Here is a 24,180-nt window from a genome sequence, read left to right on the forward strand (position 1 = left end):
TAGAGCAGGTCCTGCGATCGATGAATCGATTGTGAAGTGACGCGGCGCGGCGAAGCTGATTCAACATCCACAGCAAAGAGGTGGATGATGGCACAAGCGCTGAGCGATGATCTTCGATTACGGGTTTTGAAAGCGTCTGCGGCGGGCATGTCAGCACGACAAGCCGCAGCCCGGTTCGGAGTTGGAATTTCGACGGCGATCCGGTGGATCGCACGAGCAAAAGAGGGCGAGCCGACCTCCCGGCCACAAGGTTGGAGACGACCGTCGGCGCTCGATGCACACGAGGCGTTCGTTGTCGAACTGATCGAGGACCGTAGGGACATCACGCTCAATGAAATGGTCGAGCGTTTGTCCGTTGATCAACAGGTGAGGATCAGCCGGAGTGCGCTTGGTGCCTGGCTGCGAGGCCGCGGATGGACGTTTAAAAAAACCGCACATGCACTGGAGCAAGACCGGTCGGATGTCCTGAAGCGTCGGCGCGTTTGGTTTGATGGTCAGCTCGATCTCGATCCTGAACGACTGATATTTATAGATGAAACCGGCCTCTCGACGAAGATGGCCCGTCTACGCGGGCGTGCACTTCGAGGCGAGCGTTGCCGAGCCGGTGTTCCGCACGGCCATTGGAAAACAACGACCTTTACCGGAGCATTGCGCCTCACGGGAATGACCGCACCGTTTGTCTACGATGGCGCCATGAACGGTAACGTCTTCCTGGCCTACGTCGAGCAGGTGCTGGTTCCGACCCTTCAGGTCGGTGATGTCGTCGTCATGGACAACTTGCCGGCACACAAGACATCCGGCGTGCGCGACGCCATTGAGCGTGCCGGTGCCAAACTCATGTTTCTCCCTCCCTATAGCCCTGACTTTAACCCCATCGAGAACGCATTCTCCAAACTGAAAGCCATGTTGCGAGGTCGGGCAGAGCGAAAGATCGACGCCCTGTGGGACGCAGTTGGCGCCCTGCTACCCCGCTTCACTCCTGCAGAATGCGCGAATTACTTCAAGGCTGCTGGATATGACCCGGATTGAACAGGATCTGCTCTAGGGAAAGATCGGGATCATCGACGGCGCCGTCCGGCTCGGCGGAACGATCGCCGGTTCCTTGATCAAGGCGTCGCGGTTTGCGAAAGCCATCTGATTTCTCAATTGGTCGCGAGTAATTTTTCGTGACTCCGAGGGTTCTCGAAGCAATCGAGCTCTTGAAGCGGAAGCGGCTTGGAGAACAGATAGCCTTGGAGATCCGTACAGCCCAATGCCGCCAAAAAATCACGCTGATATTCTGTTTCGACCCCTTCCGCCGTTGTCGAAATACCGAGACTGTTGCTCAGCGAGATGATGGCGCCGACAATGGCTGCCCCATTGGCTTTTGTGCCGAGGAGCGAGACGAACGAGCGATCAATCTTGATCCGATCGATGTCAAAACGCGTCAAATGGCTGAGACAGGAATAGCCGGTTCCGAAATCATCGAGGGAAATTTGAACACCCTGGCTGCGTAGGGATTTCAGCACCGCATAGATGTCCGCATAATCCTCGATGAGCGAGGTTTCGGTAAGCTCGAGCTCAAGTCGCGACGGCAGTAATCCAGTCTCTTGAAGAACGGCGCTTACTTCCTCGACGAAATTGGGCCTCCTTAGCTGAGATGGAGACACGTTGACGGCGACAAACGTGTTCTCGGGCCAGTTGCAGGCGGCCGTGCAGGCTTCGCGCAAGACCCAGAATCCAAGTGCGTCGATAAGCCCGCCTTCTTCGGCTGCGGGGATGAAGCTTGCAGGCGTCAAAAGCCCACGCTGGCTATGATTCCAGCGCACGAGCGCCTCGGCGCCCGACACGGCATATCCTTTGCCCGCCTGATAAACCGGTTGGTAATAAACTTCCAGCGACCCGAAGTCGGCTCGGTCAGCCGGCAGCTCGCGCGCCTCACCAACGCCGGACAAGACGCGAACTTTGGCCAAAACCTCACGCAATTCGTTTTTAAGAATGTCGCGGGCGTTTCTGCCGCCGTCCATGGAGGGCGAATAAACCAGCCACCGCCCCCTGCCGCTTATCTTTGCCTCGTACAGCGCGGCATCGGCATAACGCATGATGTCATCCGCATTGCGCCCGGCGTCGGGCACGATCGCCACGCCGATCGAGCAGCCAACCCGGGCAACCGCCTCACCCTTCAAGAGGGGAAACGGCTTGCTAAGTTCCGCAACGATCGCTTCGCAAATTCCCGGCAGCGTTTGATCGTGGTCTTTGACATCGCGCAGAAGCAGGGCAAATTCATCTCCTCCGAGCCGGGCTAAAGTATCTCGTGAGCGAAGGAGCGAACGGATCCGCTCCGCCGCCATCCTGATGAGTTCGTCGCCCGCGGCGTGACCGAATGTGTCGTTCACGGTTTTGAACCGGTCCAGGTCAAGAAGCGCGATTGCCGATCGCTCTGAAGAGTTTTCCAATTCGGCCAGGCACTCGTCGAACCTGATCGCAAACATCGCACGATTGGGCAGATCGGTAAGCACATCGTGGAGGGCAAGCTGTCTTGCGTGGAACTCGCTTTTCTTCAATTCACCGAGACTGCTTCGCAGGCGGAGAAGCAAGACCGTGAAGAGAAGCGCCATCATCAACGCTGCTATCGAAAGGGCCGGCATCAATCTGCCGATCACCCTTGATCCCGGAAGGTCGGGCCGCCATACGATAAAGCCAATCGGTTCGCCGTTTGTCGTATCGTCGATCTGAAACGCAACTTCGTCACCGTCTGCATCGGCGGTGCGTGCGAAGCGCGCGCCATTCAGCCCTTGTTCACGGCTCAATTCGTCCAGCGCAGCTCCATCAAGGAACCGCACGACGATCAGGAATTGCCACAACGACTGCCCTTGTCTCTCGTGTGGTTCCTTGATGGCTGCAATGCCGACGATCGTTGGCCGACCTTCCAGGCGGAGCAAACTGGCCAATCCGCGGTGAACCGGCACCGAACTCCCGGCGGGATTGTCCGATGACCCAGGCAAATGTCCGGTGAATGTCATGTCTTGGTGTGCGGCGGCGCCAGCCTCGCGAAGAAGTGGCAAAAGAAGAGGCTTCATCCACCGATAGCGCTTTTCCGTTTTGCCATCCGCCATCATGACCAGTTCGCCATGTTCATCCACGACGAAAGCCTGGTCGTAGCCGAAGACGGATGTTGCCGTCTGGCTGACCGCACTCCCGGCCGCCGTCGTCAAGACAGTATTGAAGGCAGACGAGACCGTGGAAGTGCCGGAGGCCGAATAAGCGCGGTTTGCGGCAATATAACCGTTGCCGACTTGTCCGATGACCCGTGCTACCTGATCGACCTGCTCTCGCAGGCGCGCATTGACGAGCAGCCGCTGTCGATCGAGAGCGGCAGCGTCGCTTTCAGTTCCCGCCCACAGCGCCGAAAGCACGACAAGCCCAATCGCTCCCAGGCCACTGGCGGCGATCAGAAACAGAATCCTCCCAGAAGTCATCCAGGACTGTTGAAACGACTTCGGGTTGGAGGAACGGACAATGTGCAAGCGCAGATCCCCAAACACCACTGGACTAGGGCGTCATCATCAAATCAAAACCACGGCCAGAATAGATCTAACAAAGAAGCGTTCACGTAGAATTAAAAACAACTGCGTATTATCTGCGCGATCAACCACTTATTGAGGGTTCTCTACTATGTCGCGCCCATCGGTTAAGACTATATTGCGCAGAAGGTTAGTAGCAGGCGGCATAGGTCTCCTTTTGACCGCAACCTTGCCTTTTCAAGTGGGTGCGCAAGAGCGCATGCCGATGCGAATAGCCGTCGAAGGCGCGTTTCCACCTTTTAATTATCTCGATGCAAATAATAAGCTCCAAGGCTTTGACATCGATATTGCCAATGCCGTCTGCGAGATTGGCAAATTCGAATGCCAATTTATCATCGAGAAGTGGGATGACATGATCCCCGATCTCGTTGCCGGGAAATACGACGCGATTATCTCGTCCATGTCGATGAGCGCCGAACGGCGCCAGAAGGTTGCCTTCACGGAAAGATACTACAGCAGCCCGTCGGTGTTCATCGTGCGAAAAGATTCGCCGATCAAAGACGTAAGCCCCGCCGCGCTTGGCGGCAAAAACCTTGGTGTAACATCGTCAACAGCCCAGGAATCCTTTGCCAACAATCTTTATCCGCAAATGCGCAAGACGGTTTTTCGGTCGTCACCCGAATTGTACAAGGGACTGGCGGATGGAAGCGTCGACGTTATTCTGGAAGATAAACTTGCCATTTACGACTGGATTGCGAACACAAAGGCGGGAAGCTGCTGCGAGTTCAGGGGACCTGATCTGGTCGACGTGACATATTTCGGCGACGGTTCCGGGATCGCAGTACGGTTGGATGATAGCGAGCGGCTTGCACGCCTGAATGCGGCGCTGAAGTCCATCAAGGCGGACGGAACCTATGACATGATCAACGCCAAATATTTTCCCTTCAGCATTCAATAGCAGCGCAAGCGAATTGCGGAATTGCGATCGGGTCGGCTAACGGTCGAAGGCGACGTGCCGGACGCGCGATTTTCGCCGCTTAGCCTTAACACGGTAATTAATAAATTTCCGCACGTCATTTTTTATTGTGACATGAAGGCGAAAAGAAATTACCTGGAATTTGCGCCTACGGTTGCGCTTCTTTCCTTGGAGACGCATAACGATCACCGGAGCAATTCCAGGAAAAGTGCTGCGCGATTTTCCGTCCGGAATTGCGAGACGACAAAAGATGGAGCGGTTCAGAGATTCCGTGAAAAGCTGAACCGCTCTGCTGGATCGAGATGATTGGAAAAACGGTCGGCTTTTGATGGAAAAATTGACGCATAGGACGATGGAGGATTTCGCAAAGTCCTGCGGCGTCTCTCGCCCGACCCTTTCCAAGTATTTTGATGACCCGACCAGCGTGAAACCGACGACACGGGCGCTGATCGAGGCGGCGCTTCGCTCGTCGGATTACCAGCCGAATCTGTATGCACGGAATCTCAATCGCAAGCGGACCCGCAATGTCGGCATTCTGGTGCCCGCCCTCACCGACCCCTTTTATGCCGAGATGGTCAATCGACTGGAATTGCGGCTGCGCAATGAAGGCTATTGGCCGATCGTGTTCTCGTCGCACGGATTGCCGGAGCTGGAAGCAGAAGCGGTCAACACAATGTTGTCGCTGAAGGTGGCAGGGGCGCTTGTCGCACCGCTGGGGCGGAAATCCGATCCGCGCACCTTTGAAAAACTCGCGCAGAACCTGCCCATCGTTTACTTCGACACTTACATCGAAGGGAACACGCCGTTCATCGGCAACGACAACTACCAGAGCGTGGCGACGATCGTGGAATATCTCTGCCGATCCGGTGAGGCGCCGGCCTATTTCGACATTCCGCATGTCAATCATAACTCACCGGAGAGGCTGGCAGGTTATATCGCCACGATGGAGGCCGCAGGCTACGAGCCGCTGGTGATAGAGACCAACGCCGCCTACACGTGGGAATTCGAACGCATCGGATACGAGCAGATGGACAGCCTGCTCCAGGCAAGGGCTCTGCCACGCAAGACCATCCTGTGTGCGAACGATCGTCTCGCCTTCGGGGTCATGTCGGCAGCCTTCGCGCATCGATTGAAGGTTGGGCGGAAAAAGGGAGACGATCTGCGTGTCGCCGCCCATGACGATCATCCCTTGAGCCGCTATACCTGCCCGCCATTGACGACCATGGCACAGGATTTCGCCGCGATGACCGCAAACAGTGTCGATGCGTTGCTGACGCTGCTGGGTGACATGGATGTCCCGGTGCGGACAATCACGCACAAGGTCACGCTGGCCGGCACATTGGTCATGCGGCAATCGGCCTGAAGCCTACTGTCACCGTTTAATCTAGTTCGCGCGTCCCTCGAAGGAACGCCAAGTCGTCACGGCCTCTTCTATGGCCTGCCGAGCCTCGACCGCATATTTTCCCATCGAGACGAAGCCGTGGATCTGTCCCTGCCAGTGCCGATGCACAATTCGCGTCCCATCTTGCCGCAGCCGCTCGGCATAGGCGATGCCTTCGTCGGCCAGGATGTCGTGTCCGGCGGTGATGACGAAGGCCGGAGCCACCCCCTCGAGGATCTCGGCCTTTAATGGCGACACCCGCCAGTCGGCAATATCGGCCGCCGTGCGGACATAGTGATCGCGAAACCATCTCATCGTCGAGGTGGTCAAGCCGAAACCTTCGGCATAGCGGCGATAACTGTCGGCCGTCTGCGCGGCGTCGGTGTTGGGATAGATGAGCAGCTGCGCCGCAAGTGGCGGAGCGTCGCCGATGCGCGACATCAATGCGAGCACCGCGGCAAGATTGCCGCCGGCGCTGTCGCCGGCCACGGCAATTCGTTCGGGATCGATGCCGAGATCAGCGGCGGATTGTGCCGCGAACGCCAATGTCGCAACGCAATCAGTCAATCCCGCGGGAAACTTGTGTTCCGGCGCCAGCCGGTAGTCCGGGCAGATCACGGTACATTCGGCAAGATTGGCGAACCATCGGCAAATTTCGTCATGAGATTCGAGATTGCCGATCACCCAGCCGCCGCCATGCAAGTAGACAAGACCACGACCATCCTTTGAAGGCGCGCCGATGCCACGATAGATGCGCAGCGTGATCGGGCCATTCGGACCGACGATCTGGCGATCCTGCACCGAGGCCACCTCCTCCCTTGTGCCTTGGAGCGTCGGGCAATTGGCATCATAGTCGATGCGGGCCTGTTGAACCGTACCGGTTTCAAAAGGCCGGCCGCTTGACGGATCGGTTATGGCGAGAATGCGTCGGGCGCTCTCATCCAGCTGTTCCATTGGATTGCTCCCCTCTGCGGCAATCAGGCGAGAAGGCTGCGTGCTTCATCCTCGCCAAGACGCCGTGGCGGGACCAGCTTTGTGTCGATGCTGACAGACTGCCTGCTTTCGCCGGATAAGAGAATAGCCTCCATGATTTCAAGGACGTGAAGCGCCAGCTCCCCCGAGGCTCGCGGCTGCCTGCCCTCCTCGAGCGCCCGCGCCAGGTCGGCGACACCGAGCATGCGGTAGTTGGCGCGGTCCGGTGCATCGAATGGCCAGTTCCTCGCGCCGTAAAGCTCGCCGTCGCTTTCGAAATCACGCCAATCGTCGCCACGCTCGGACAGCGACACGGTTCCGCCGAACGTGTCCGGGTCGGGCAAGCGCAACGAGCCTTCGGTACCGTGCAGCTCGATCGGATGATTGGAGTGGCGAAAGACGTCCCAGGAGGCGCCGAAATTCACGGTCGCGCCGGATTGGAATTCCAGAAGCGACAGGATGTTTGTGGGAGTGCCGACCTTGAAGCGCGTATTCTTGAATGGGCCGTCGGCGGTGATCAGGCGCTCTTCCTGGCCCTTCGTCGCCATTGCCATGACCCGCACGACCGGACCGAGCAGGTTCACCATCATCGTCAGATAATAGGGACCCATGTCGAAGACCGGGCCGCCGCCCGGCTGATAGTAGAATTGCGGATTGGGGTGCCAGTGCTCCATGCCGCGCCCCATCATGAAGGCAGTGCCGCTGACCGGGCGGCCGATCGCGCCTTCATCCATCAGGTGCCGCGCCCGACGACCGGCCGCGCCCAGAAACGTATCGGGCGCAGACCCCAGCTGCAATCCGCGCCGCCTGGCCTCCGCCACGAGAATCCGTCCATCGGCCGCCGATGTTGCCAGCGGCTTTTCCGTGAAGACGTGCTTGCCGGCCGATAAGGCCGACATGGTGACGTCGAAATGGACGGCTGGAACGGTGAGGTTCAGTACGAGATCGACTTCGGGATCGGCCAGCAATTGGTCGACGCTGAGCGCGCGAATGCCATATTCGCGCGCACGCAACACGGCCGCATCCGCGGATATATCGGCGCAGGCGCGCAATTCCACACCGGCAAACAGCGCTGCATTGCGCAGATAGGTCATCGAGATGTTACCGCAGCCGATGACGCCTATGCCGAGCTTAGCTTTTGAATTACCAGCCATATTACCCAATCCTCCCTGATCTGCCACATCTGTTCGCCGCGCCTCGGCGCATCCGAACGATGACTCCCGGAATGATTTAAAGCATCTTATTTCTTGACGCGCGACAAATTTTTATAAAACATATGCGAATACTGGCGCGGAGGTTTGGAGATCGCCAGTCTTCCTGGGAGGGAAACATGACAGATATCAAGAAGACGCCGGCTCACTCCACGAGTGCCGGACAATCGATAATGCTTGATCGTCGTCAGCTGCTGCTGGGTGCCGCTAGCGCCGCGATCGGCACGGCAACGCTTGGAGTTGCCTCAGGTCTCGGCATCCGCCCGGCCCGCGCTGCGGATCGAACGGAAATCAGCTTTGCCAGCGCCAGCTTCTTCGGCAAGGAAGGGCTTGGCGATCTCGTCAAGGCTTTCAACGAGTCGCAAAGCCGCATCACCGTCAAGTTCATCGAACTGCCGCCGCCGAGTTCGTCGACGGAAGTCTATCAGGGCCTCGTCCAGCAGCTCGCCCGCCGCAACGGAACACCCGATGTTTTCAGCCAGGACGTGATCTGGATCGCGGGTTTTGCCTCCGCCGGCTGGGCTCTGCCGCTTGATGAATATTTCCCGAAAGACAAGCGCGCCGATTATTTCCCCGGCACGGTGGCTGCCTGCACCTATGGCGGCAAGCTGACCGCGCTGCCATGGTTCGTCGATTCCGGCATGTTCTACTATCGCAAGGATCTGGTGGAAAAACACGGCGGCAAGGTGCCGGAAACCTGGGCCGACATGGCGACGATGGCGGCAGAGGCGCAGAAGGCCGGCGACGCCAAATTCGGTTATCTCTGGCAGGGCAAGCAGGCCGAGGTTCTGGTCTGTGACGCGGTGGAGATCATTGCATCTAATGGCGGTTCCATCCTGTCCGCCGATGGAAAGTCTTCCGTCATCGGCGACGATGCCGCCGTTGCCGCGATCCAGTTCCTGTACGACACCATCAACAAGACGAAGATCAGCCCTCAGAACGTGCTCTCCTGGGACGAAGAGCCCTCCCGCCAGCCGTTTACATCTGGCGAGGCGATGTTCATGCGCAACTGGTCCTATGTCTATCCGATCGCGCAGGATCCGAAGGCCTCGCATGTCGTGGACAAGGTCGCGGTTGCGCCATTGCCGCATTTTGCCGGCGGCAAGAGCTCGGCCTGCCTTGGCGGCTACCAGCTGGGCGTCAACGCCAACTCCAAGAAGCGGGAAGCGGCGATCGAATTCCTGACCTGGATGTCTTCACCCGAAACCCAGACCCGGCTTGCCCTTAATTTCGGCCTTGCGCCCTCACGGCCAGCGATCTTCCAGGATGCGAAGCTCAAGGCAGAGCAGCCGTTCATGGCAAGCCTTCAGAGCGTCTTCACCGGCGCCACGCCGCGGCCGATCACGCCGCAATATGCCAAGGTGACGCTGGCATTGCAGTCCAGCATCTCGAAGGCACTCGTCAGCGGCAACGTCAAGGTGGAGCTGCAGGCCGCCGCGGCCCAGATCAACAAGATCGTCGGCTGACATGGCGGTAACGATGACGGCCGCCGTTTCGGAGCAAACCCCAGGCAAGTCGAGGGCGCTGTCAAGCGCCCTCTGGCCCTGGCTGTTGCTGCTGCCGGCATTTCTCTCATTGGCATCAGTGTCCTTCTATCCGATCGTCAACGGCGTCTATCTGTCCTTCACCAACCGTTCGCTGATCACACAGGACAATGATTTCGTCGGCATCGCCAATTATGTGCAGCTGCTGGCCGATCCGCCGTTCTGGAATGCCTGGTGGCACACGATCTGGTTTACCTTGATCTCGACCTTGCTCGAGACCTTCATCGGCCTGGCGATGGCTTTGATCCTTTGCGAGACCTTCACCGGCCGGGGTATGGTCCGCGCCGCCATGCTCGTGCCCTGGGCCATGCCGACCGTCGTGACATCGAAAATGTTCGGCTGGCTCTTCGATGGTCAGCACGGCATCATCAATTTCATCCTTCTGCATGCAGGTTTGATCGATCAGAACGTCAACTGGTACGGCTCTCCCGATACCGCCCTGACGACGATTATCCTCGCCGATGTTTGGAAGACCACGCCGTTCATGGCGCTTCTGTTGCTGACCGGGCTGCAGACCGTTCCAAAATCGCTCATAGAGGCGGCACGCATTGATGGGGCGGGAGCCTGGACAATCTTCTGGCATATTCGCCTGCCGCTCCTGATGCCGACGCTGCTGATTGCCGGCCTCTTCCGTGCGCTCGATGCATTCCGCGTCTTCGACCTCGTCTATGTGCTGACGGGCGGCGGTCCAGCCGATTCCACCGAGACGCTTTCGACACTGTCCTACAAAGTACTCTTTTCGACGCTTCAGTTCGGCTACGGCTCGGCAGTCTCGACCGCCATGTTCATCACGGAGGGGCTGATCGCGATCGGCTTCTGCCTCTTCCTCGTGCACCAGATCAGGAGGACGACATGAACGCAGAGCGCTCCGTCTTCCAAAACATCCTGATCTATCTCGGCGCCCTGTTCATCCTCATCTGGTCCGCCGGCCCGTTCATCTGGCAGTTTTCGACATCGCTCCAGCTCGACAAGGCGCTGACCGAGGGAACGCCCTCGCTCATACCGAACCCGTTCACGCTGGAGCATTACTACAACGCCTTCGTCGAAAAAGGCCTGCATCATTATGTGCTGAATTCGCTCGTCGTTTCGCTGGCGACCACCGCTCTTTGCCTGATCGTTGGCTCGCTGGCTGCCTTTTCGCTGTCGCGCCTCGATGTAAAGGGACGCTTCGGCATCCTGACGGTCATCCTTTCGGTATCGATGTTTCCGCAGATCGCACTCGTCGGGCCTCTCTATCTCATCGCCTCCGATCTCGGGCTGCTCGATACCTATACCGCGCTGATCATCACCTATCTCGCCCTCGGACTGCCGCTCGTAACGTGGGTGTTGTTCGGCTATTTCGAAACGCTGCCGCGCGAGATCGACGAGGCGGCCCGCATAGACGGCGTCGGGCCGGTCGGCCTGCTCTGGCATATCATCCTGCCGATGTCATTGCCGAGCCTTGTCACGACGGGCCTGCTTGCCTTCATCACCGCCTGGAACGAATTCCTGTTCGCGCTGGCCTTCACTTCGGACAGCGGCAGCCAGACTATCCCGGTCGGCATCGCCAACTTCACCAACCAATATTATGTGCCCTGGGGAGACATCGCCGCCGCATCGGCTGTCGTCACCGTGCCACTCATCATTTTGGTGCTCTTCTTCCAACGACACATCATCGAAGGCCTGACCCAAGGCGGAATCAAGGAATAGCGGGAATGCGCAAGGACATAAAAGTCGGCTGCCAGACATTCACATGGGAAATGCTCGGCAATGCCTGGACAGGAACGGCAGACGATCTGCTCTCGGCGATTTCCGCAGGCGGTTATTCCGGCATCGAAATCACCGATACGATGATCGGCCGCTATGGCGCGAACCCGCATGCCTTCGCGAATGCATTGAGGGATTGCGGCCTGACGCTCGTCTCCTTCGCCTTCGGTTCCAAGAGCGGCTTTACCGTCGCCGACGCGATGAAAGATGATCTTGCGACGGCCAAGTGCTGGATCGATTATGCCGCGCATTTCCCCGACGCACTCGTTTCCATCGGCTCGGCAACCGTCGTTTCCGATGGCCCGCGAGACGACAAGTTCGCCATTGCCGGCGAGTTCTACAATCGCGCCGGCGAACTGGGCAAGGCCGCCGGGGTCGAGGTCGCCGTGCATCCGAGCTCCCATCACAATACGCTGTTGTTTAACCGGGCCGATTACGACCGCATCTTCGCTCTGCTCGACCCGAGCCTGGTCGGCTGGGTGCCGGATACCGGTCATATCCTGCGGGGGCATGCCGACATGCTTGACACGATGCACACCTATCAGGACCGTATCCGCTACCTGCATCTGAAGGATGTTGATGCGCAGGGCCGATGGGCGATGCTCGGCAAGGGCGTCCTCGATACGCCAGCCGTGATCGACCTCGTCTCAGCGGCCCCACGCTTCAACGGCTGGCTGGTGCTGGAGGAGGAATCCGAAACGGCCGGTACCGATCCTGCCGCTGCGGTCAAAGCCAATCGCCAAACCATGCGCGGCTACGGGGCATAAGGAAGAGAACCATGATCGAAAAGGAAAGTCGCCGTCTTCGCGTGGGAGTACTCGGCTGCGGCCCGATCGCGCAATTTGCGCATCTGGAATCCTGCGTTAAGGCTCGGAATGCCGATCTTTATGCGATCTGCGACGCAGCCCCAGATCTTCTGGCCCGCATGGGCGCGACCTACGAGCCGCAGAAGATGTATGACGATTATGATGCCATGCTGGCCGATCCCGAGCTGGAGGCCGTAATCGTCGCGACGTCCGACGCCTATCACGTGCCGATGTCGATCAAGGCGCTGGAAGCCGGAAAGCATGTGCTCTGCGAAAAACCGATCGGCGTGTCGGTCGAGGAAGGGCAGCAGCTTGCCGAGGCTGTGCGCCGGTCCGGCAAAATCCTGCAGGTCGGGCACATGAAACGCTTCGATCCGGCGCTTGAGGCAGCGCGCGATTTTGTGCGCGACGATATAGGCCAGATCTTTGCGATGAAGGCGTGGTATTGCGATTCCACCCACCGCTATACCAATACCGATGCGGTCCAGCCGCTGCCCGTCACCAGCAAGCTTGCGCGCAAGCCATCGGGCAATCCCAAGGCCGATCTCCGGCAATATTTCATGCTCGCGCATGGCTCGCATCTGGTCGATACCGCCCGCTTCTTCTGCGGCGAGATCGTCTCGGTTCGTGCCCGGCTTCTGGAACGCGCCGGTGCCTATTGCTGGTTCGTGGAGACCGAGTTTGCCAACGGTGCTCTCGGTCATCTGGACCTGACGGTTGCCGTGCGCATGGATTGGCATGAAGGTTTCCAGCTTTATGGCGAAAACGGCTCGATTCTCGCAAAGACTTTCAATCCCTGGTACTTCCGCTCCAGCGAAGTGGAAATCTTCCACGAGAAGGATGCGACGAGCCGGAAGCCGCTCGGCGCCGACGGCCATTTCTTCCGCCGGCAGTTGGAGGGGCTCGCCGATAGCGCGCTGAAGGGCGCGCCGATGCGCGGCGCCAATGTCGAGGATGGCCTGGCCTCCATCCGCGCGATGGTGGCGATCGCCCGATCGGTGGAGCGAGGCGAGCGCGTCGAGCTTGCATCGGTCACGGGAGCGGTCTGATGCAGATCGGCATCTTCGCCAAGACCTTTCCCGGAACCGAACCGCTCGGCGTTCTCTCGGCTGTGCGTGACAGCGGTTATGCTTGCGCGCAGTTCAATCTCGCCTGCTGCGGCCTCCCATCCATGCCCGATGCCGTTTCCGAAGAAACGATCGCGGCGATCCGGGCGGCCGTCGAGGCGACGGGCATCTCGCTTGCCGCACTGTCCGGCACCTACAATATGGCTCACCCCGATATCGCCATTCGCCGGATCGGTCTCGCCCAATTCGCCGTCGTCATCGAAACGGCAGCGGCACTCTCGATTCCGCTGGTAACGCTTTGCACCGGAACTCGCGACCCGAACGACCAATGGGCCTATCATCGTGACAATGGCGATCCCTCCGCCTGGACCGACCTGGCGGCTGAAATATCGAAGGCTCTGGAGTTGGCGGAACGGCATGGCGTCGACCTCGGCATCGAGCCGGAGCAGGCCAATATCGTCACGTCGGCACGCGACGCCCGGCGACTGATCGACGAGATGGGATCGCGGCGGCTGCGCATCGTGCTCGATCCGGCCAATCTCTTCGAACAGGCAACACCGGCCGAGGCGCGGGTGATCGTCGAAGAGGCAGTCGAAATCTCAGCCGGTCACATCGCTCTGGCGCATGCCAAGGATCGTTACAGCGATGGTCGCTTTGCAACCGCCGGACAGGGCGTTGTGGATTTTGCCGATTTCATGGCGCGGCTGCGCTCGGTGAATTTCGACGGACCGCTCGTAACCCATGGCCTTTCGGCTTCGGAGGCACTCGGCGTTGCCGGCTTTCTCAAGGCACTGATATGATGAGACAGAAATCGTTCAAGCGCGATGATACAGAACTTGCCGTCTACGAGACTGGGCAAGGACTCCCCGTCGTCTTCCAGCACGGTCTCGGCGGCGACGCGGCGCAGGTGGCGCAGAATATCTCAGCGGCGGCTATTCACCGGCTGACACTGGAATGCCGCGGGCACGGCGCATCCTCACTCGGCAATACACAACCCTATTCGATCCCAATGTTTGCAGAGGATGTTCTGGCCGCGGCCACCGAATACGGGTTCGACCGCTTCATCATCGGCGGCATTTCGATGGGAGCGGCCATTGCGCTGCACCTTGCCCATCATCACGCCCAACGGATCGCCGGACTCGTTCTCGTGCGCCCCGCCTGGACCTTCGAGGCATCACCGGGCAATCTCGCGCCGATCCGCGCCGTTGCCGCTCTGATCCATTCCCATCCGATCGAGGAGGCCAAAAGGCGCTTTATCGCCTCTGAAACCGGACGATGGATCGCCTCGGAGGCACCGGACAATTTCTCTTCCCTGCTTGGTTATTTCGACAGACCGGACGCCGTCGCTTTTGCGTCGGTACTGGCTGACATAGCGGCCGACGGGCCGGATGTGCCGCAGGCAGTCGCCGCTGCTCTTGCTATACCCACCCTGGTTATCGGCAACCGTCGGGATGCGATCCATCCGCTCTCCTGCGCGCAGACGCTCGCCAATGTCATTCCAGGCGCAAGCTTTGTCGAAGTCACCGCCAAGGCTGTCGACAAAAACAGGCATTTTGCCGAGGTCCAAGACGCCATCGCACATTTTTTCGCATCCAAAACACTCCGGAGCTTCGTTCCATCATGACGTCCAGACCCCTTTCCGGCCCGGCGGCCATCGCAGCGCTTCCCCGCAACAGGCTTCTCGGCGAATTCTCGCTCTGGTCGGCCGATCTTGCCAATATGGAAACCGACCTCAGGCGCATAGAGCCTTATGTGGACCTGCATCATATCGATGTCGCCGATGCGCGCTTTACGCCGGGCTTTCTGTTCTTTCCGGATTTTGTCGCGCGCATCGCCAAGTCGACCGCCAAACCGATCCACGTGCATCTCATGGTCGAGGCTGAAATCGTCGAAGAGCAGACGCGCCAGTTCATCGAGGCGGGCGCCGATTTGATTAGCGTCCACGCTGAAAACGGCAATGCCGGCTTGCGTGCCATTGCACTTGCCAAGGAGCTGGGTGCCGAAGCCGGTGTGGTGCTGCGACTGGAAACACCCATTTCGGCGATCGAGCCCTTCATCGATCACGTCGCCTTCGTGACGCTGCTCGGAACGTCGATCGGCGTCAAGGGACAAAGCCTTTCCGAAAAGGCATGCGACCGGCTGCTCGAGGCACGATTCCTCCTAAGGAAAGCAGGCCGCGAAGAGCGGGTAATCCTAGCCGCCGATGGCGGCATTCGCGAACAAACCGTCCCGCTTCTGCGCCAGGCCGGAGCGCAGACCGTCGTTCTTGGATCGCTGGCATTCGGCGACAAGAACCTCGGCGACCGGATCGCCTGGCTGCACGGATTGGAGAGCCGGGTTTCGTGAAAAAGGTCGCTCTTGCATTCGATCTCGGTGGAACGGAGCTTCGCGCCGCACTTGTCGATGATGCGGGATGCCCTCTGTCGTTCTCGTCCCTGTCGACGGATGCGGTCGGCGGCCCCGCCGCAGTCATCCGCCAGATCGAGCAGCTGGCTGAAACGGTGTTGGCACAAACGCCCGATCTTTCGCCGATCGGGATCGGGATCGGCGCGCCCGGTCCGCTCGATCCGGACGCCGGCGTCGTCATTGCCGCCCCGACCCTGGTCGGATGGCATGAGGTCCCGCTGGCGGAGATTCTCCAAAACCATTTCAAGCTGCCCGTAAGGCTCGAAAACGATGCGAATGCGGCAGCGCTTGGCGAGTGGCGATATGGCGCCGGCCGAGGGGCGGGATCGATGGTCTTCGTCACAGTGTCGACCGGTATCGGCGGTGGCGTGATTGCCGATGGCCGGATCCTGCATGGCAGACGGGGCCTGGCTGCCGAGATCGGCCACATGACGATCACAAACGAGGGCGAACGTTGCTTTTGCGGGGCAGTCGGCTGCTTTGAGGCCGTCGCCTCCGGCACGGCACTCGGCAGACGGGCAACGGCCCGCACCAGGCCGTCCGACGGATCGGTGCTGCGCAAGGTCGCCGCCGATGCCGACGTGACCGGACGACATGTCGTCGAAGCCGCGCGAAAGGGCGACGCCGATGCATTGGCGCTGCTGATCGACGAGGCACGGTGGCTGGGGATCGGCTTCACAAACCTGCTTCATCTCTATTCACCCGACTTGCTTGTCATGGGTGGAGGAATTTCGCATGGCTTTGATCTTCTGCACGATCAAATGGCGGCGACGGTTCGCGAGCGCGCCATGCCCGCCTATCGCAACGTGCCGATCGTTGCCGCTCAGCTCGGACGGCATGCCGGTCTGATCGGCGCGGCCAGCCTTATCTTCGACAGCTGCGAAAAATCAGACCCCTCGCCGGGATCAGCCATTCGGGTCCACCCATAAGCCGGCGGAACAACTTGCGCGGATAATGATTTTCAAGACATGATTCATATACGCTGTCTTGCGATCTCTATCGCTTTGATATTTTCAAGTCCGGCTGTCGCCGCTCCCATAGCCGCTCAGGATGTCAATGGCGCTGCCATCACGTCCATACAGACCGAAGCGCCGGGCAAGAAGCCGAGCAAGCCTGACGCAGCGATCATCAAACTTCAGGTGCTGCTGGATCGAGCCGGCTCCTCTCCTGGTGCTGTCGATGGCTATGCCGGAGAGAATCTCAGTAAAGCAATTGCAGGATTTGAAGCTTTGCAACGGCTTCCCATCGATGGAAAACTCGATCCAGAGGTACTCCGACGGATTGAGGATCAGCTTCCCGTCATTCAGCCATATGTCATAACGTCGGATGACGGGAAGGATCTGGTGAAGAGCATTCCCAAGGACTATGGCGAGCAAGCCAAGATGGATCGCCTCGGCTATACGAGCATCGGCGAAAAATTAGCCGAACGTTTCCATATGAGCATCGCTCTCCTGAAAGCGCTCAATCCGACCGCGTCTTTTACCTCGGGTGAAACAATCATGGTTGCGATGCCTGGCGAGGCAAAGACCGGCGTGGTGAAGCGGATCGAGGTTCACAGAAAGTTGGGCCAGGTATTCGCCTTTGCGGAAGACGGGTCGCTGTTGACGATCTACCCGGCCACGATCGGCAGCGAGGAATCGCCCTCCCCCTCAGGCTCACACAAGGTCAAGGGCGTCGCTCGATTGCCGACATATACCTACAATCCGAAGATCAATTTTCAACAGGGTCGCAATAAGAGGATCCTGAAGCTGCCAAGCGGGCCGAACAATCCGGTCGGCACGGTCTGGATCGATTTGACCGAACCCACTTATGGCATCCACGGGACACCGGATCCAGAGCTCATCGGCAAAGTCGGCTCTCATGGATGTGTCCGCCTGACAAATTGGGATGTGGAGGAGCTGGCAAGGATGGTAAAACCGGGCGTGATCGTTGAATTTGTCGATTGATCATCGGCCAGAATCCGCATCGGGCAATTGCCGGTGGATCTCGCTATTCGCGAGGTAGAAAATCAGATTGTTCATCCTCCGGGATTGACCCTAGGACGGCCGGCAAAAGCCCATGTCAGCAAATGCAACTCATCCGATACAACACGGCCATATTTGCGCCGCGATCCGTGAAGAATGCTGACGCGAAGCGGATGAGGAAATTAAGGGCGGGCAAATAATCTTTCCGCGACCGCCGAGGTTCCCGCCTCCGTTAGGTCGTCATTCAGCAAAGCAGCGCACAATTATGATGTCTGGATCTGAGCGCATGGCAGCCGGACTTGTGTGGCGGGCGGACTGCCAAGATCGTGGTTGTCTGCTACGGCGCATGTGGATCCAGAAAATTTTGACAGGAGATTTATTTTCGTGCGGTTGAGATATGCCATTCGAAGCGTCGCCCAGATGCTCAGCCTTTGCTCTCTTACCATCATCATCCCTTCAACATCGCAATCTCTTGCCGCGGAGCGCCAATCGGATATTCCGGCATGGCTGAATGCCTATGTCGGCGAAGGCGACGGTCAGATTGCCCGACCGATTCTGCAAAGGGCGCGCGCGCTTTACATGCAGAAGATGAGCGAAGGCAAGGTCAGGAATCCCTGTTATTTCGCTATGGATGCAACCCGGCCGAACAATCCGGCTGACGGCAAATCGGCAGGGCGTTTCTATATCGTCTGCGAGGCGACGCAGACATTCCGGGTGGTTTCATCGGGCCACGGCAGCGGCCGCGATCTCAAGGGCGTCGTCGACTTCGGCAATGGCCGGATGTGCGCGAGGAACTTCGGCAACGCGATGGATTCGAACCTGACGGCCGGCGGGTCTTATGTGACGGAAGAAACGAAAACCACCTTCAAGGGTTATTATCGGATTTCGCAGACGAAGGATGCTGCTTTCCTTCGCACATTCGTGCAGTTCGACGGTGTTGGCGAAACCGCCAATGCACGCGCCAGGGCGATTGGCGGCCATGCGGCTGCAAAGGTTGCCGGTATCTGCATGAAGAAGGATCCGCAGAGCCCCTATGCCAATCGCGACGGATACGTTCCGCTCGGGAAGCTGGTGGAATATGCGGGAGGCCGCAGCGATGGCTGCACGAGCTGGTCGACATCGGATGCCAATCAGATCATCTCCATGGTGAAGGACAATCCAACGACCCTCTACATCTATCCTGAATCCTCGGACATCAACGCAGTCGCCAAGGCCGTTGCAGCCGGGCGCTCTCCAGCACAGTCCGGATTGTATTGGAACGAGTCCTGCCTGAAGGAAATCGGCACTCCGAAATTTTGGCCGAAGGAAACCTTGGAGCCGATCATCGCGCAATACAAGAACGACCATCCGGCACCGCCGCCGCGGCCGATACCGATTTGCGACCAGCAATGACGTCGGTCTAGTCACAATGACTGAAAATTAAGGCAGGAGGATCAGTGGCAACAGGTATGGGCCGCTGTCTCCTGTTTCTGAGGCGAGTTAGTATGCGGACGAACAGCCTGTCTTCGTCACGCAATTTACACAGATGCGACGGTATGAAAGTTCGATATAGCTTCCGATAGCGAATTTACTTCAATGAAATCAATCTGCTAGCGAGCGATGAAATTCAGTCGAAAACGATCGAATTTGCAAACCAGGACTATCCCTACTGCCAGCACATCTCTGTACTTTTATGCCTTTTTTGCCAGCAAATGTCTACCCTTCCGGCTGTTCATAACTCCAAGCGCCCTCCCCTAAAAGATCCGATGCAGGGTAGTTATCATTCGCTGCGGAGGCAGCGAAATATCTTGAGCTGTACGCAATGCCAGAGTTATTTCGTCGTGGTGCCAACTGAAACCGACCATCAGATCCTCAATGCTGTTAACGGGACATGCTAAGCGATCTTGCGCACGGCTGGGGCCATATTCGCCCGAAGAAGGCTCATGAGCATAGGACCGATGGCAAACGCTCCTTTCTCCGCTCGCCGTGTCAAATCGCGAAGATAGGCACCGGCGGAATTGATACGGGAGCCACGTTGGAGGATGCAGGCGATGACGGTCGCAGCGTTTTCCACTCCCATGGCAGCGCAGGCCCCTCCATAGGTTCCCGGACTGACATCGAGCATCGATTTGACGACGAGTGAAGCAGAGAGCAGATCGCGCCAGCTCTTGATCTGTCCGGTCGGGCCGTAAGCGGTGATCTCTGGGCATGCTCGCAAAATGAGATCGAGCGGGAAGGACTTCAACTCTGTTCCGGTGCCAATCTCCGGGTGACTACCGTCGGGCGTACAAGGCATCGGCGGCAGAGTTTCGGAAGCTGGGGGGATGTTCACGAGAACTGGAGTTGTCCGCGGAGCGAAGCTTCGTGGAGAGGCATTTTTTGTGGACGTGGCTTCAGATTCAATTTGGGATTCGGAGTCTGAATTCTGTATGTGCCGCTCATTTTGATAGGGATTGGCGCTTAGTTTCGCAGTTTCTGCATGTGTTTCCAATCGGTTGACGATTTCGTCACGCAGACGGCCGAGTTTCCCCAACAGCGTCTCCAACTGTGCCACGTTCGGCGAACGCGGAAGGTCATCAATGAGCGCGCGAAAGCCTGAATGGACGGCTTCCCAAGGGCCTTCAATATCCTCGGCAATGGCGGTTTCGATGAGCTTGGCGATATCGCGCCGGTGGAGGCTGATGTGCTCGCGTAGACCCTGCATGTGCAATCGCTCGGCAACGACCTCGGCGGCGAGATGCTCGATCTCGTCGGCGCGGGACAGAAGAGGCGCCAAGGAGAAACCATAAGCCTCATTGAGATCCCCTGCCCTGTTCCGGCGAGCGTAGCGCTTGCCGTTGGGGCTATCCCGGCGGACAAGAAGCCCGGCAGCGATCAGGACAGCGAGGTGACGGCGGATTGTCTGTTCCGCCATGCCATGCGCGCGCAACGACAATTGTGCGTTTGAAGGAAATACGATCAGGTTGGCGTCATCCGAGAGTTCGCTCTTCGGATAGAAACTCAAGAGCGCATTCAACACGGCCAGCGCTCGATCCGTCACGCCCAGCAAGGGCTTGGCTTCACAGAGCGCACGATAAATCTTCCACTTGTCGACGGACCTGACGGATTTCCCATGATCGGCTCTTCTTTGAGCTATCAACATGGCAAGCGTCATCGGCCGCCGCCCAAAAGGCGTCGTCACATGTTCGGCTTCCATTTTCTTTCACCTACGTTGTGGCAAAAGAAGTCTGCTCACCAAAACGATGCCAAAGACTCTTGACTGTGATTCGGGGAAATGCGATTCTCGATTTGCTTAAGATCAGAGAAGGGCTTCCACGACGGCGTCGTTTGGGGGCCTTTTTCTTTTGCGGGTTACGTATCCTTTCCTTCTTGGAACTCGTTGAAGAGAGATTGCAACCTCTCCTGTACGAACTGATCGAAGCCGGGGGCGGCCTTGCTGTCGAAAACAAAGGTCGCGCGCGCCGGCGTTCGCTTAAACGTCACCGGAACACCGGCTATCGATGATGGCGTAACAGCTGCCTTGGCGGATGCTGGTTTACCGATTGCAAGAACCAGCGCCCGCTGAAAGCGCGCATCACTGGACAGCTGACGCTGGTTGTCCGCGGACAACTCAGCCACGATTGGTTCCGAGGGGACGCTCTCGAGACGTTCTCCGAGCTCTAGCCAGCGCCTGCGGCCAATTTCGGGGGCGGGGCCGATCGCGCTGATGAGAGCGAGAGGCACTTGTCTGGTAACGATGAGCATCTTCGAAAGCGCTGCCTTGTCCACGCCGAGTGCGGCCATGATGACATCGCGACCGAAACCGCGCTGCTCAAGGCGCAACGCGAACAATGCGCGCTCGATATAGGATAGGTTCGTGCGGGCACTGTTTTCCTGGCCTTGACTGACCACCAGCTGATCGTCGGTGAGCTGACGCACGACTGCACGCACCTTGATGCTGAGCTCTTTTGCCGCCGCCAGTCGACGATGGCCGTAGGCGACCTGAAAACGCCCGCGGGATTCCGGATGCGGGCGTACGAGGATTGGCACCTGCTGGCCGTGTTCGCGTATCTGCTCGACCAGCTGACCAAGCTCGACGGGATCGATTTCCAGACGATCGGTAACGAATGATCCATCGACAAGCTCGGGATCGATATCGACGACCGTCTGACCTTCCGCCAGTTGCCGTTCGAGATCGCTGGCTCGTTCCATCTTCTCCGTGATATTTCCGAGCGTCCTGGTGATGCCGCCCACCGGAGCGGAGCCTCTTGCCTGCGGCAGGAAGCCAGCGATCGGACGATGGTCCTTTGGCGCCGGTGCCTCCGTGCGGCTCGTATTCGGCGCCGAGATTTCGAGAAGGTTTTTGCGCGCCATCTATTTATTTCCTTCCCCAGGTTAGGCGAATATGCGTCTCGATCTCGCTGTTGACGAGATTGAGCGAATCCAGAGCGCGGTCATAGGTACCCCTGGTGAACTGGGCACGCTCGACCTCGTAGAGGGTCTGTTTGGTGACGCCGGCATCGGCAACGGCCGTCGACTTGACCATTGCGTTATGGAGCATGCGGTTGCCGAAGATTGCCTTCATGAAACCGGTCATCTGGCTTTGTGGTCCGTCGTTTGGCTCGAAGCGCGTCACGAGGTAACGCATCCAGTCATAACTGGTGCGCCCCCCTGCTCTCTCGACGACGGACATGAGCTCGCTCGTCATCGTCAGAAACTGCGACATGGACATAACGTCGAGCATCTGCGGATGCACGGTGATGAGGATCGATGTCGCGGCACAGAGTGCCGACATCGTCAGAAAGCCGAGTTGCGGCGGGCAATCGATGACCACCACATCGTAGAAACTTTCGATCTCGGTCAGGACTTCGCCTATGCGGGCAAAGAACATCGTCTCGGCCTTGCCGGCAGCCATTGCACGCGGCGTCTCGTGCTCGAATTCCATGAGTTCGAGATTTCCGGGGATCAGATGCAGATTTGGCGTGTAGGTCGAACGAACGATATCGGCTATTGGGCGAGGGCCCTCATAACGAATGGCCCCATAAAGCGTTTCGTTTTCGCCGACGTCGATCTCGGGCTGGTGCCCGAACAGAGCTGATAGGGATGCCTGCGGATCGAGGTCGACCGCAAGTACGCGGTAGCCTCTCAACGCCAGATATTGCGCGAAATGGGCTGCAGTGGTCGTCTTGCCGGAACCGCCCTTGAAATTCATCACCGAGATGATCTGCAGTTTTTCGGTTCCGCGGCGCCAAGGCACGTATTTAGGCGTTCCGTTTCGTTCGTCGAGAACCTTACGGATCCGATCCATGTCTTCGGCCGTATAGAGCCGCCGTCCATTGGCAAGCGGATCCGGCCCATGGCCTTCGGCTGCGATCTGGCGGAGGTAACCTTCCCCGATGCCGATAAATGCGGCGGCCTCAGCCGGCGAAAACATCCGCATAGTTTTCTGTGACTGAGGCGGAAAGAGCTTTGCCTGATGCTGCTGGAGCTGATAAGACAGCTCTTGCGCATCTGTTGCCAGAAGCGTTGGTAGATGCTCTTGATCGTCTTGGAGCACGAGACTCGGCTGCATGGTTATTTTCCCAATTAACTGCGCAATTGTGACGGATTGCCGCTGAACTACGCAGTTATAATATGCTCCGATTCGTGGCCGTTTTACAAATGCTTAAACAAAAGGCAGTTTTTGGCTGCTTTTTGCGCATGCATAGGCTGCCGTTCGCTCCGAGCGGCGGGTTTCGCTCCCTTGATATCCTTGCTGTGTGTGCTTGTGTCGGTATGCGCGGCTGGCGCGCAGCCTTCGATGAGAGGTAGTCCGCGGACTACTTGCGCCATTCCTTCCATGGCGCCACGACGGCAACAGGATTGAGGTGAGGGGCTTAGGAGATCGGTAGTCCGCGGACTACACCGGTCGGCCGGGTAATGGATAAGTTCCGGCGCTCATCGGCATCCAGGCCGACGCCATTCGAGGCGGGCAGCGCCATGAAGCGGTATGATGAGTTCACTCGATGGGCTGCCGGGATGCGGTGGCCCGCCTGGCGTATCAACGCGCAACGCGGTCCGTACGCCTGTTGCCGAGAAGAGATGCCCGAATGAGCTCTGCTTTGCTCAACACCGGCGGCGGGCTTGGTTCGTCGTGATGAGGGGCCGTCTTGGTCTGCGTCTGGCGGAGTGCGATCAGACGCTGCTGTGCCGCAAGCCTGTCTTCGGCCGAGAGCTGCTCGACCGGATTGCCGGCGAGATCGTGACGCATCGAATTCGGCTGCGCGCAGGCCTGGTAATATCGCTTGGAATGAAGAAATGCGCTGGTCGCGCGACGGAGCGACATGACCGGCACGTCGGGCTTCAGCAGCGGGCGGATCTCATTCCAGAGGCCGAGCGCGAAAGGACGGATGAGGTCGCCGGCCTTGATAGGCAGGATGTCGATAGGGCGAAGCAGGAGCGCATTGATCGCAGCCGCCTTTTTGACATCGAGCTCGGTCGCAGTGACCGGCTGGCGATCGGTCGTCCAGGGTTCTTCCATGAAATCGTTCCTCTGAGTGCAATTCCATTACGAATTGATTGTGAAGTGATTTTGACGAGACGGCAAAGAAATCCGCCTGCGTCTTCTCGCCTCATGCCAAACTGTCGACCATATACGGGGTGGCGT

Annotated in this window: 21 protein-coding genes; 14 read left to right on the plus strand and 7 right to left on the minus strand. The window is 58.6% G+C overall.

All coding sequences use genetic code 11. The annotated features are described in order from the left end of the window. The first annotated feature begins 87 nt into the window (after nucleotides 1-87). Nucleotides 88-1,029, plus strand: a complete 942-nt coding sequence (locus DQ393_RS25140) for an IS630 family transposase (protein WP_112340577.1) — start codon at nucleotides 88-90, stop codon at nucleotides 1,027-1,029. A 113-nt stretch (nucleotides 1,030-1,142) separates the two neighbouring features. Here the strand turns inward: DQ393_RS25140 and DQ393_RS25145 are convergent, their stop codons facing one another. Next, nucleotides 1,143-3,527: a putative bifunctional diguanylate cyclase/phosphodiesterase gene (locus DQ393_RS25145; RefSeq protein WP_112344423.1), complete on the minus strand. Its 2,385-nt coding sequence runs from the start codon at nucleotides 3,525-3,527 to the stop codon at nucleotides 1,143-1,145. 127 nt (nucleotides 3,528-3,654) lie between these two features. Between DQ393_RS25145 and DQ393_RS25150 the strand changes: the two genes are divergently transcribed. Both DQ393_RS25150 and DQ393_RS25155 read left to right on the plus strand, forming a co-directional pair. Continuing rightward, nucleotides 3,655-4,461, plus strand: coding sequence for a transporter substrate-binding domain-containing protein (locus tag DQ393_RS25150; protein ID WP_112344424.1), 807 nt, complete (start codon nucleotides 3,655-3,657; stop codon nucleotides 4,459-4,461). A gap of 346 nt (nucleotides 4,462-4,807) precedes the next feature. After that, on the plus strand, nucleotides 4,808-5,842 hold the full coding sequence (locus DQ393_RS25155; protein WP_112344425.1) for a LacI family DNA-binding transcriptional regulator: 1,035 nt from the start codon (nucleotides 4,808-4,810) through the stop codon (nucleotides 5,840-5,842). Between the two features lie 21 nt (nucleotides 5,843-5,863). Here the strand turns inward: DQ393_RS25155 and DQ393_RS25160 are convergent, their stop codons facing one another. Both DQ393_RS25160 and DQ393_RS25165 read right to left on the minus strand, forming a co-directional pair. Next, nucleotides 5,864-6,814, minus strand: a complete 951-nt coding sequence (locus DQ393_RS25160) for an alpha/beta hydrolase (RefSeq protein ID WP_112344426.1) — start codon at nucleotides 6,812-6,814, stop codon at nucleotides 5,864-5,866. A gap of 23 nt (nucleotides 6,815-6,837) precedes the next feature. Beyond that, nucleotides 6,838-7,986, minus strand: coding sequence for a Gfo/Idh/MocA family protein (locus DQ393_RS25165; RefSeq protein WP_112344427.1), 1,149 nt, complete (start codon nucleotides 7,984-7,986; stop codon nucleotides 6,838-6,840). A gap of 176 nt (nucleotides 7,987-8,162) precedes the next feature. Between DQ393_RS25165 and DQ393_RS25170 the strand changes: the two genes are divergently transcribed. The 11 genes from DQ393_RS25170 to DQ393_RS25220 all read left to right on the plus strand — a co-directional run bounded on the left by DQ393_RS25170 (nucleotide 8,163) and on the right by DQ393_RS25220 (nucleotide 18,968). Further along, on the plus strand, nucleotides 8,163-9,509 hold the full coding sequence (locus DQ393_RS25170; protein WP_112344428.1) for an ABC transporter substrate-binding protein: 1,347 nt from the start codon (nucleotides 8,163-8,165) through the stop codon (nucleotides 9,507-9,509). Nucleotides 9,510-9,522: 13 nt separating this feature from the next. After that, nucleotides 9,523-10,443 (plus strand): carbohydrate ABC transporter permease, encoded by a 921-nt coding sequence (locus DQ393_RS25175; RefSeq protein WP_245430453.1) that lies wholly within the window; start codon nucleotides 9,523-9,525, stop codon nucleotides 10,441-10,443. Next, nucleotides 10,440-11,276, plus strand: coding sequence for a carbohydrate ABC transporter permease (locus tag DQ393_RS25180; protein WP_112344430.1), 837 nt, complete (start codon nucleotides 10,440-10,442; stop codon nucleotides 11,274-11,276). Before DQ393_RS25175 ends, DQ393_RS25180 begins: the two co-directional genes overlap by 4 nt. 5 nt (nucleotides 11,277-11,281) lie before the next feature. After that, entirely contained in the window at nucleotides 11,282-12,100 is an 819-nt protein-coding gene (locus DQ393_RS25185) for a sugar phosphate isomerase/epimerase family protein (protein ID WP_112344431.1), read from the plus strand. An 11-nt stretch (nucleotides 12,101-12,111) separates the two neighbouring features. Beyond that, nucleotides 12,112-13,188 carry a Gfo/Idh/MocA family protein gene (locus DQ393_RS25190; protein ID WP_112344432.1) on the plus strand — a complete coding sequence of 359 codons (1,077 nt, stop codon included), beginning with the start codon at nucleotides 12,112-12,114 and terminating at the stop codon, nucleotides 13,186-13,188. Continuing rightward, nucleotides 13,188-14,006, plus strand: a complete 819-nt coding sequence (locus DQ393_RS25195; RefSeq protein ID WP_112344433.1) for a sugar phosphate isomerase/epimerase family protein — start codon at nucleotides 13,188-13,190, stop codon at nucleotides 14,004-14,006. The genes DQ393_RS25190 and DQ393_RS25195 overlap by 1 nt, the downstream gene beginning before the upstream one ends. Continuing rightward, nucleotides 14,003-14,830, plus strand: a complete 828-nt coding sequence (locus tag DQ393_RS25200) for an alpha/beta fold hydrolase (RefSeq protein WP_432422029.1) — start codon at nucleotides 14,003-14,005, stop codon at nucleotides 14,828-14,830. The genes DQ393_RS25195 and DQ393_RS25200 overlap by 4 nt, the downstream gene beginning before the upstream one ends. After that, nucleotides 14,827-15,552, plus strand: coding sequence for a ribulose-phosphate 3-epimerase (locus DQ393_RS25205; RefSeq protein WP_112344434.1), 726 nt, complete (start codon nucleotides 14,827-14,829; stop codon nucleotides 15,550-15,552). The genes DQ393_RS25200 and DQ393_RS25205 overlap by 4 nt, the downstream gene beginning before the upstream one ends. After that, nucleotides 15,549-16,541, plus strand: coding sequence for an ROK family protein (locus DQ393_RS25210; RefSeq protein WP_112344435.1), 993 nt, complete (start codon nucleotides 15,549-15,551; stop codon nucleotides 16,539-16,541). The genes DQ393_RS25205 and DQ393_RS25210 overlap by 4 nt, the downstream gene beginning before the upstream one ends. 39 nt (nucleotides 16,542-16,580) lie before the next feature. Continuing rightward, entirely contained in the window at nucleotides 16,581-17,558 is a 978-nt protein-coding gene (locus DQ393_RS25215) for a L,D-transpeptidase family protein (protein WP_112344436.1), read from the plus strand. A gap of 402 nt (nucleotides 17,559-17,960) precedes the next feature. Beyond that, nucleotides 17,961-18,968 carry a hypothetical protein gene (locus tag DQ393_RS25220; RefSeq protein WP_112344437.1) on the plus strand — a complete coding sequence of 336 codons (1,008 nt, stop codon included), beginning with the start codon at nucleotides 17,961-17,963 and terminating at the stop codon, nucleotides 18,966-18,968. Nucleotides 18,969-19,449: 481 nt separating this feature from the next. Here the strand turns inward: DQ393_RS25220 and repC are convergent, their stop codons facing one another. From repC to DQ393_RS25240, 4 genes are all read right to left on the minus strand, one after another. Then, nucleotides 19,450-20,751 carry a plasmid replication protein RepC gene (gene repC, locus DQ393_RS25225; protein ID WP_112344438.1) on the minus strand — a complete coding sequence of 434 codons (1,302 nt, stop codon included), beginning with the start codon at nucleotides 20,749-20,751 and terminating at the stop codon, nucleotides 19,450-19,452. 155 nt (nucleotides 20,752-20,906) lie between these two features. Continuing rightward, nucleotides 20,907-21,908, minus strand: coding sequence for a plasmid partitioning protein RepB (repB, locus tag DQ393_RS25230; protein WP_112344439.1), 1,002 nt, complete (start codon nucleotides 21,906-21,908; stop codon nucleotides 20,907-20,909). Between the two features lie 4 nt (nucleotides 21,909-21,912). After that, entirely contained in the window at nucleotides 21,913-23,106 is a 1,194-nt protein-coding gene (gene repA, locus DQ393_RS25235) for a plasmid partitioning protein RepA (RefSeq protein WP_112344440.1), read from the minus strand. A gap of 468 nt (nucleotides 23,107-23,574) precedes the next feature. Then, entirely contained in the window at nucleotides 23,575-24,054 is a 480-nt protein-coding gene (locus DQ393_RS25240; protein WP_112344441.1) for a ProQ/FINO family protein, read from the minus strand. Nucleotides 24,055-24,180 lie beyond the last annotated feature (126 nt).

Origin of the sequence: Martinezella tropici (genome assembly GCF_003287875.1) — a bacterium.
In the GTDB taxonomy this organism is placed as follows: Bacteria; Pseudomonadota; Alphaproteobacteria; order Rhizobiales; family Rhizobiaceae; genus Rhizobium; species Rhizobium tropici_C.

What these genes read in the sequence shown, in the direction of transcription:
- DQ393_RS25140 (WP_112340577.1), top strand. Translation starts at nt 88, where the DNA reads ATGGCACAAGCGCTGAGCGATGATCTTCGATTACGGGTTTTGAAAGCG.
- DQ393_RS25150 (WP_112344424.1), top strand. Translation starts at nt 3,655, where the DNA reads ATGTCGCGCCCATCGGTTAAGACTATATTGCGCAGAAGGTTAGTAGCA.
- DQ393_RS25155 (WP_112344425.1), top strand. Translation starts at nt 4,808, where the DNA reads ATGGAAAAATTGACGCATAGGACGATGGAGGATTTCGCAAAGTCCTGC.
- DQ393_RS25160 (WP_112344426.1), bottom strand. Translation starts at nt 6,814, where the DNA reads ATGGAACAGCTGGATGAGAGCGCCCGACGCATTCTCGCCATAACCGAT.
- DQ393_RS25165 (WP_112344427.1), bottom strand. Translation starts at nt 7,986, where the DNA reads ATGGCTGGTAATTCAAAAGCTAAGCTCGGCATAGGCGTCATCGGCTGC.
- DQ393_RS25170 (WP_112344428.1), top strand. Translation starts at nt 8,163, where the DNA reads ATGACAGATATCAAGAAGACGCCGGCTCACTCCACGAGTGCCGGACAA.
- DQ393_RS25175 (WP_245430453.1), top strand. Translation starts at nt 9,523, where the DNA reads ATGACGGCCGCCGTTTCGGAGCAAACCCCAGGCAAGTCGAGGGCGCTG.
- DQ393_RS25180 (WP_112344430.1), top strand. Translation starts at nt 10,440, where the DNA reads ATGAACGCAGAGCGCTCCGTCTTCCAAAACATCCTGATCTATCTCGGC.
- DQ393_RS25185 (WP_112344431.1), top strand. Translation starts at nt 11,282, where the DNA reads ATGCGCAAGGACATAAAAGTCGGCTGCCAGACATTCACATGGGAAATG.
- DQ393_RS25190 (WP_112344432.1), top strand. Translation starts at nt 12,112, where the DNA reads ATGATCGAAAAGGAAAGTCGCCGTCTTCGCGTGGGAGTACTCGGCTGC.
- DQ393_RS25195 (WP_112344433.1), top strand. Translation starts at nt 13,188, where the DNA reads ATGCAGATCGGCATCTTCGCCAAGACCTTTCCCGGAACCGAACCGCTC.
- DQ393_RS25200 (WP_432422029.1), top strand. Translation starts at nt 14,003, where the DNA reads ATGATGAGACAGAAATCGTTCAAGCGCGATGATACAGAACTTGCCGTC.
- DQ393_RS25205 (WP_112344434.1), top strand. Translation starts at nt 14,827, where the DNA reads ATGACGTCCAGACCCCTTTCCGGCCCGGCGGCCATCGCAGCGCTTCCC.
- DQ393_RS25215 (WP_112344436.1), top strand. Translation starts at nt 16,581, where the DNA reads ATGATTCATATACGCTGTCTTGCGATCTCTATCGCTTTGATATTTTCA.
- repC (WP_112344438.1), bottom strand. Translation starts at nt 20,751, where the DNA reads ATGGAAGCCGAACATGTGACGACGCCTTTTGGGCGGCGGCCGATGACG.
- repB (WP_112344439.1), bottom strand. Translation starts at nt 21,908, where the DNA reads ATGGCGCGCAAAAACCTTCTCGAAATCTCGGCGCCGAATACGAGCCGC.
- repA (WP_112344440.1), bottom strand. Translation starts at nt 23,106, where the DNA reads ATGCAGCCGAGTCTCGTGCTCCAAGACGATCAAGAGCATCTACCAACG.
- DQ393_RS25240 (WP_112344441.1), bottom strand. Translation starts at nt 24,054, where the DNA reads ATGGAAGAACCCTGGACGACCGATCGCCAGCCGGTCACTGCGACCGAG.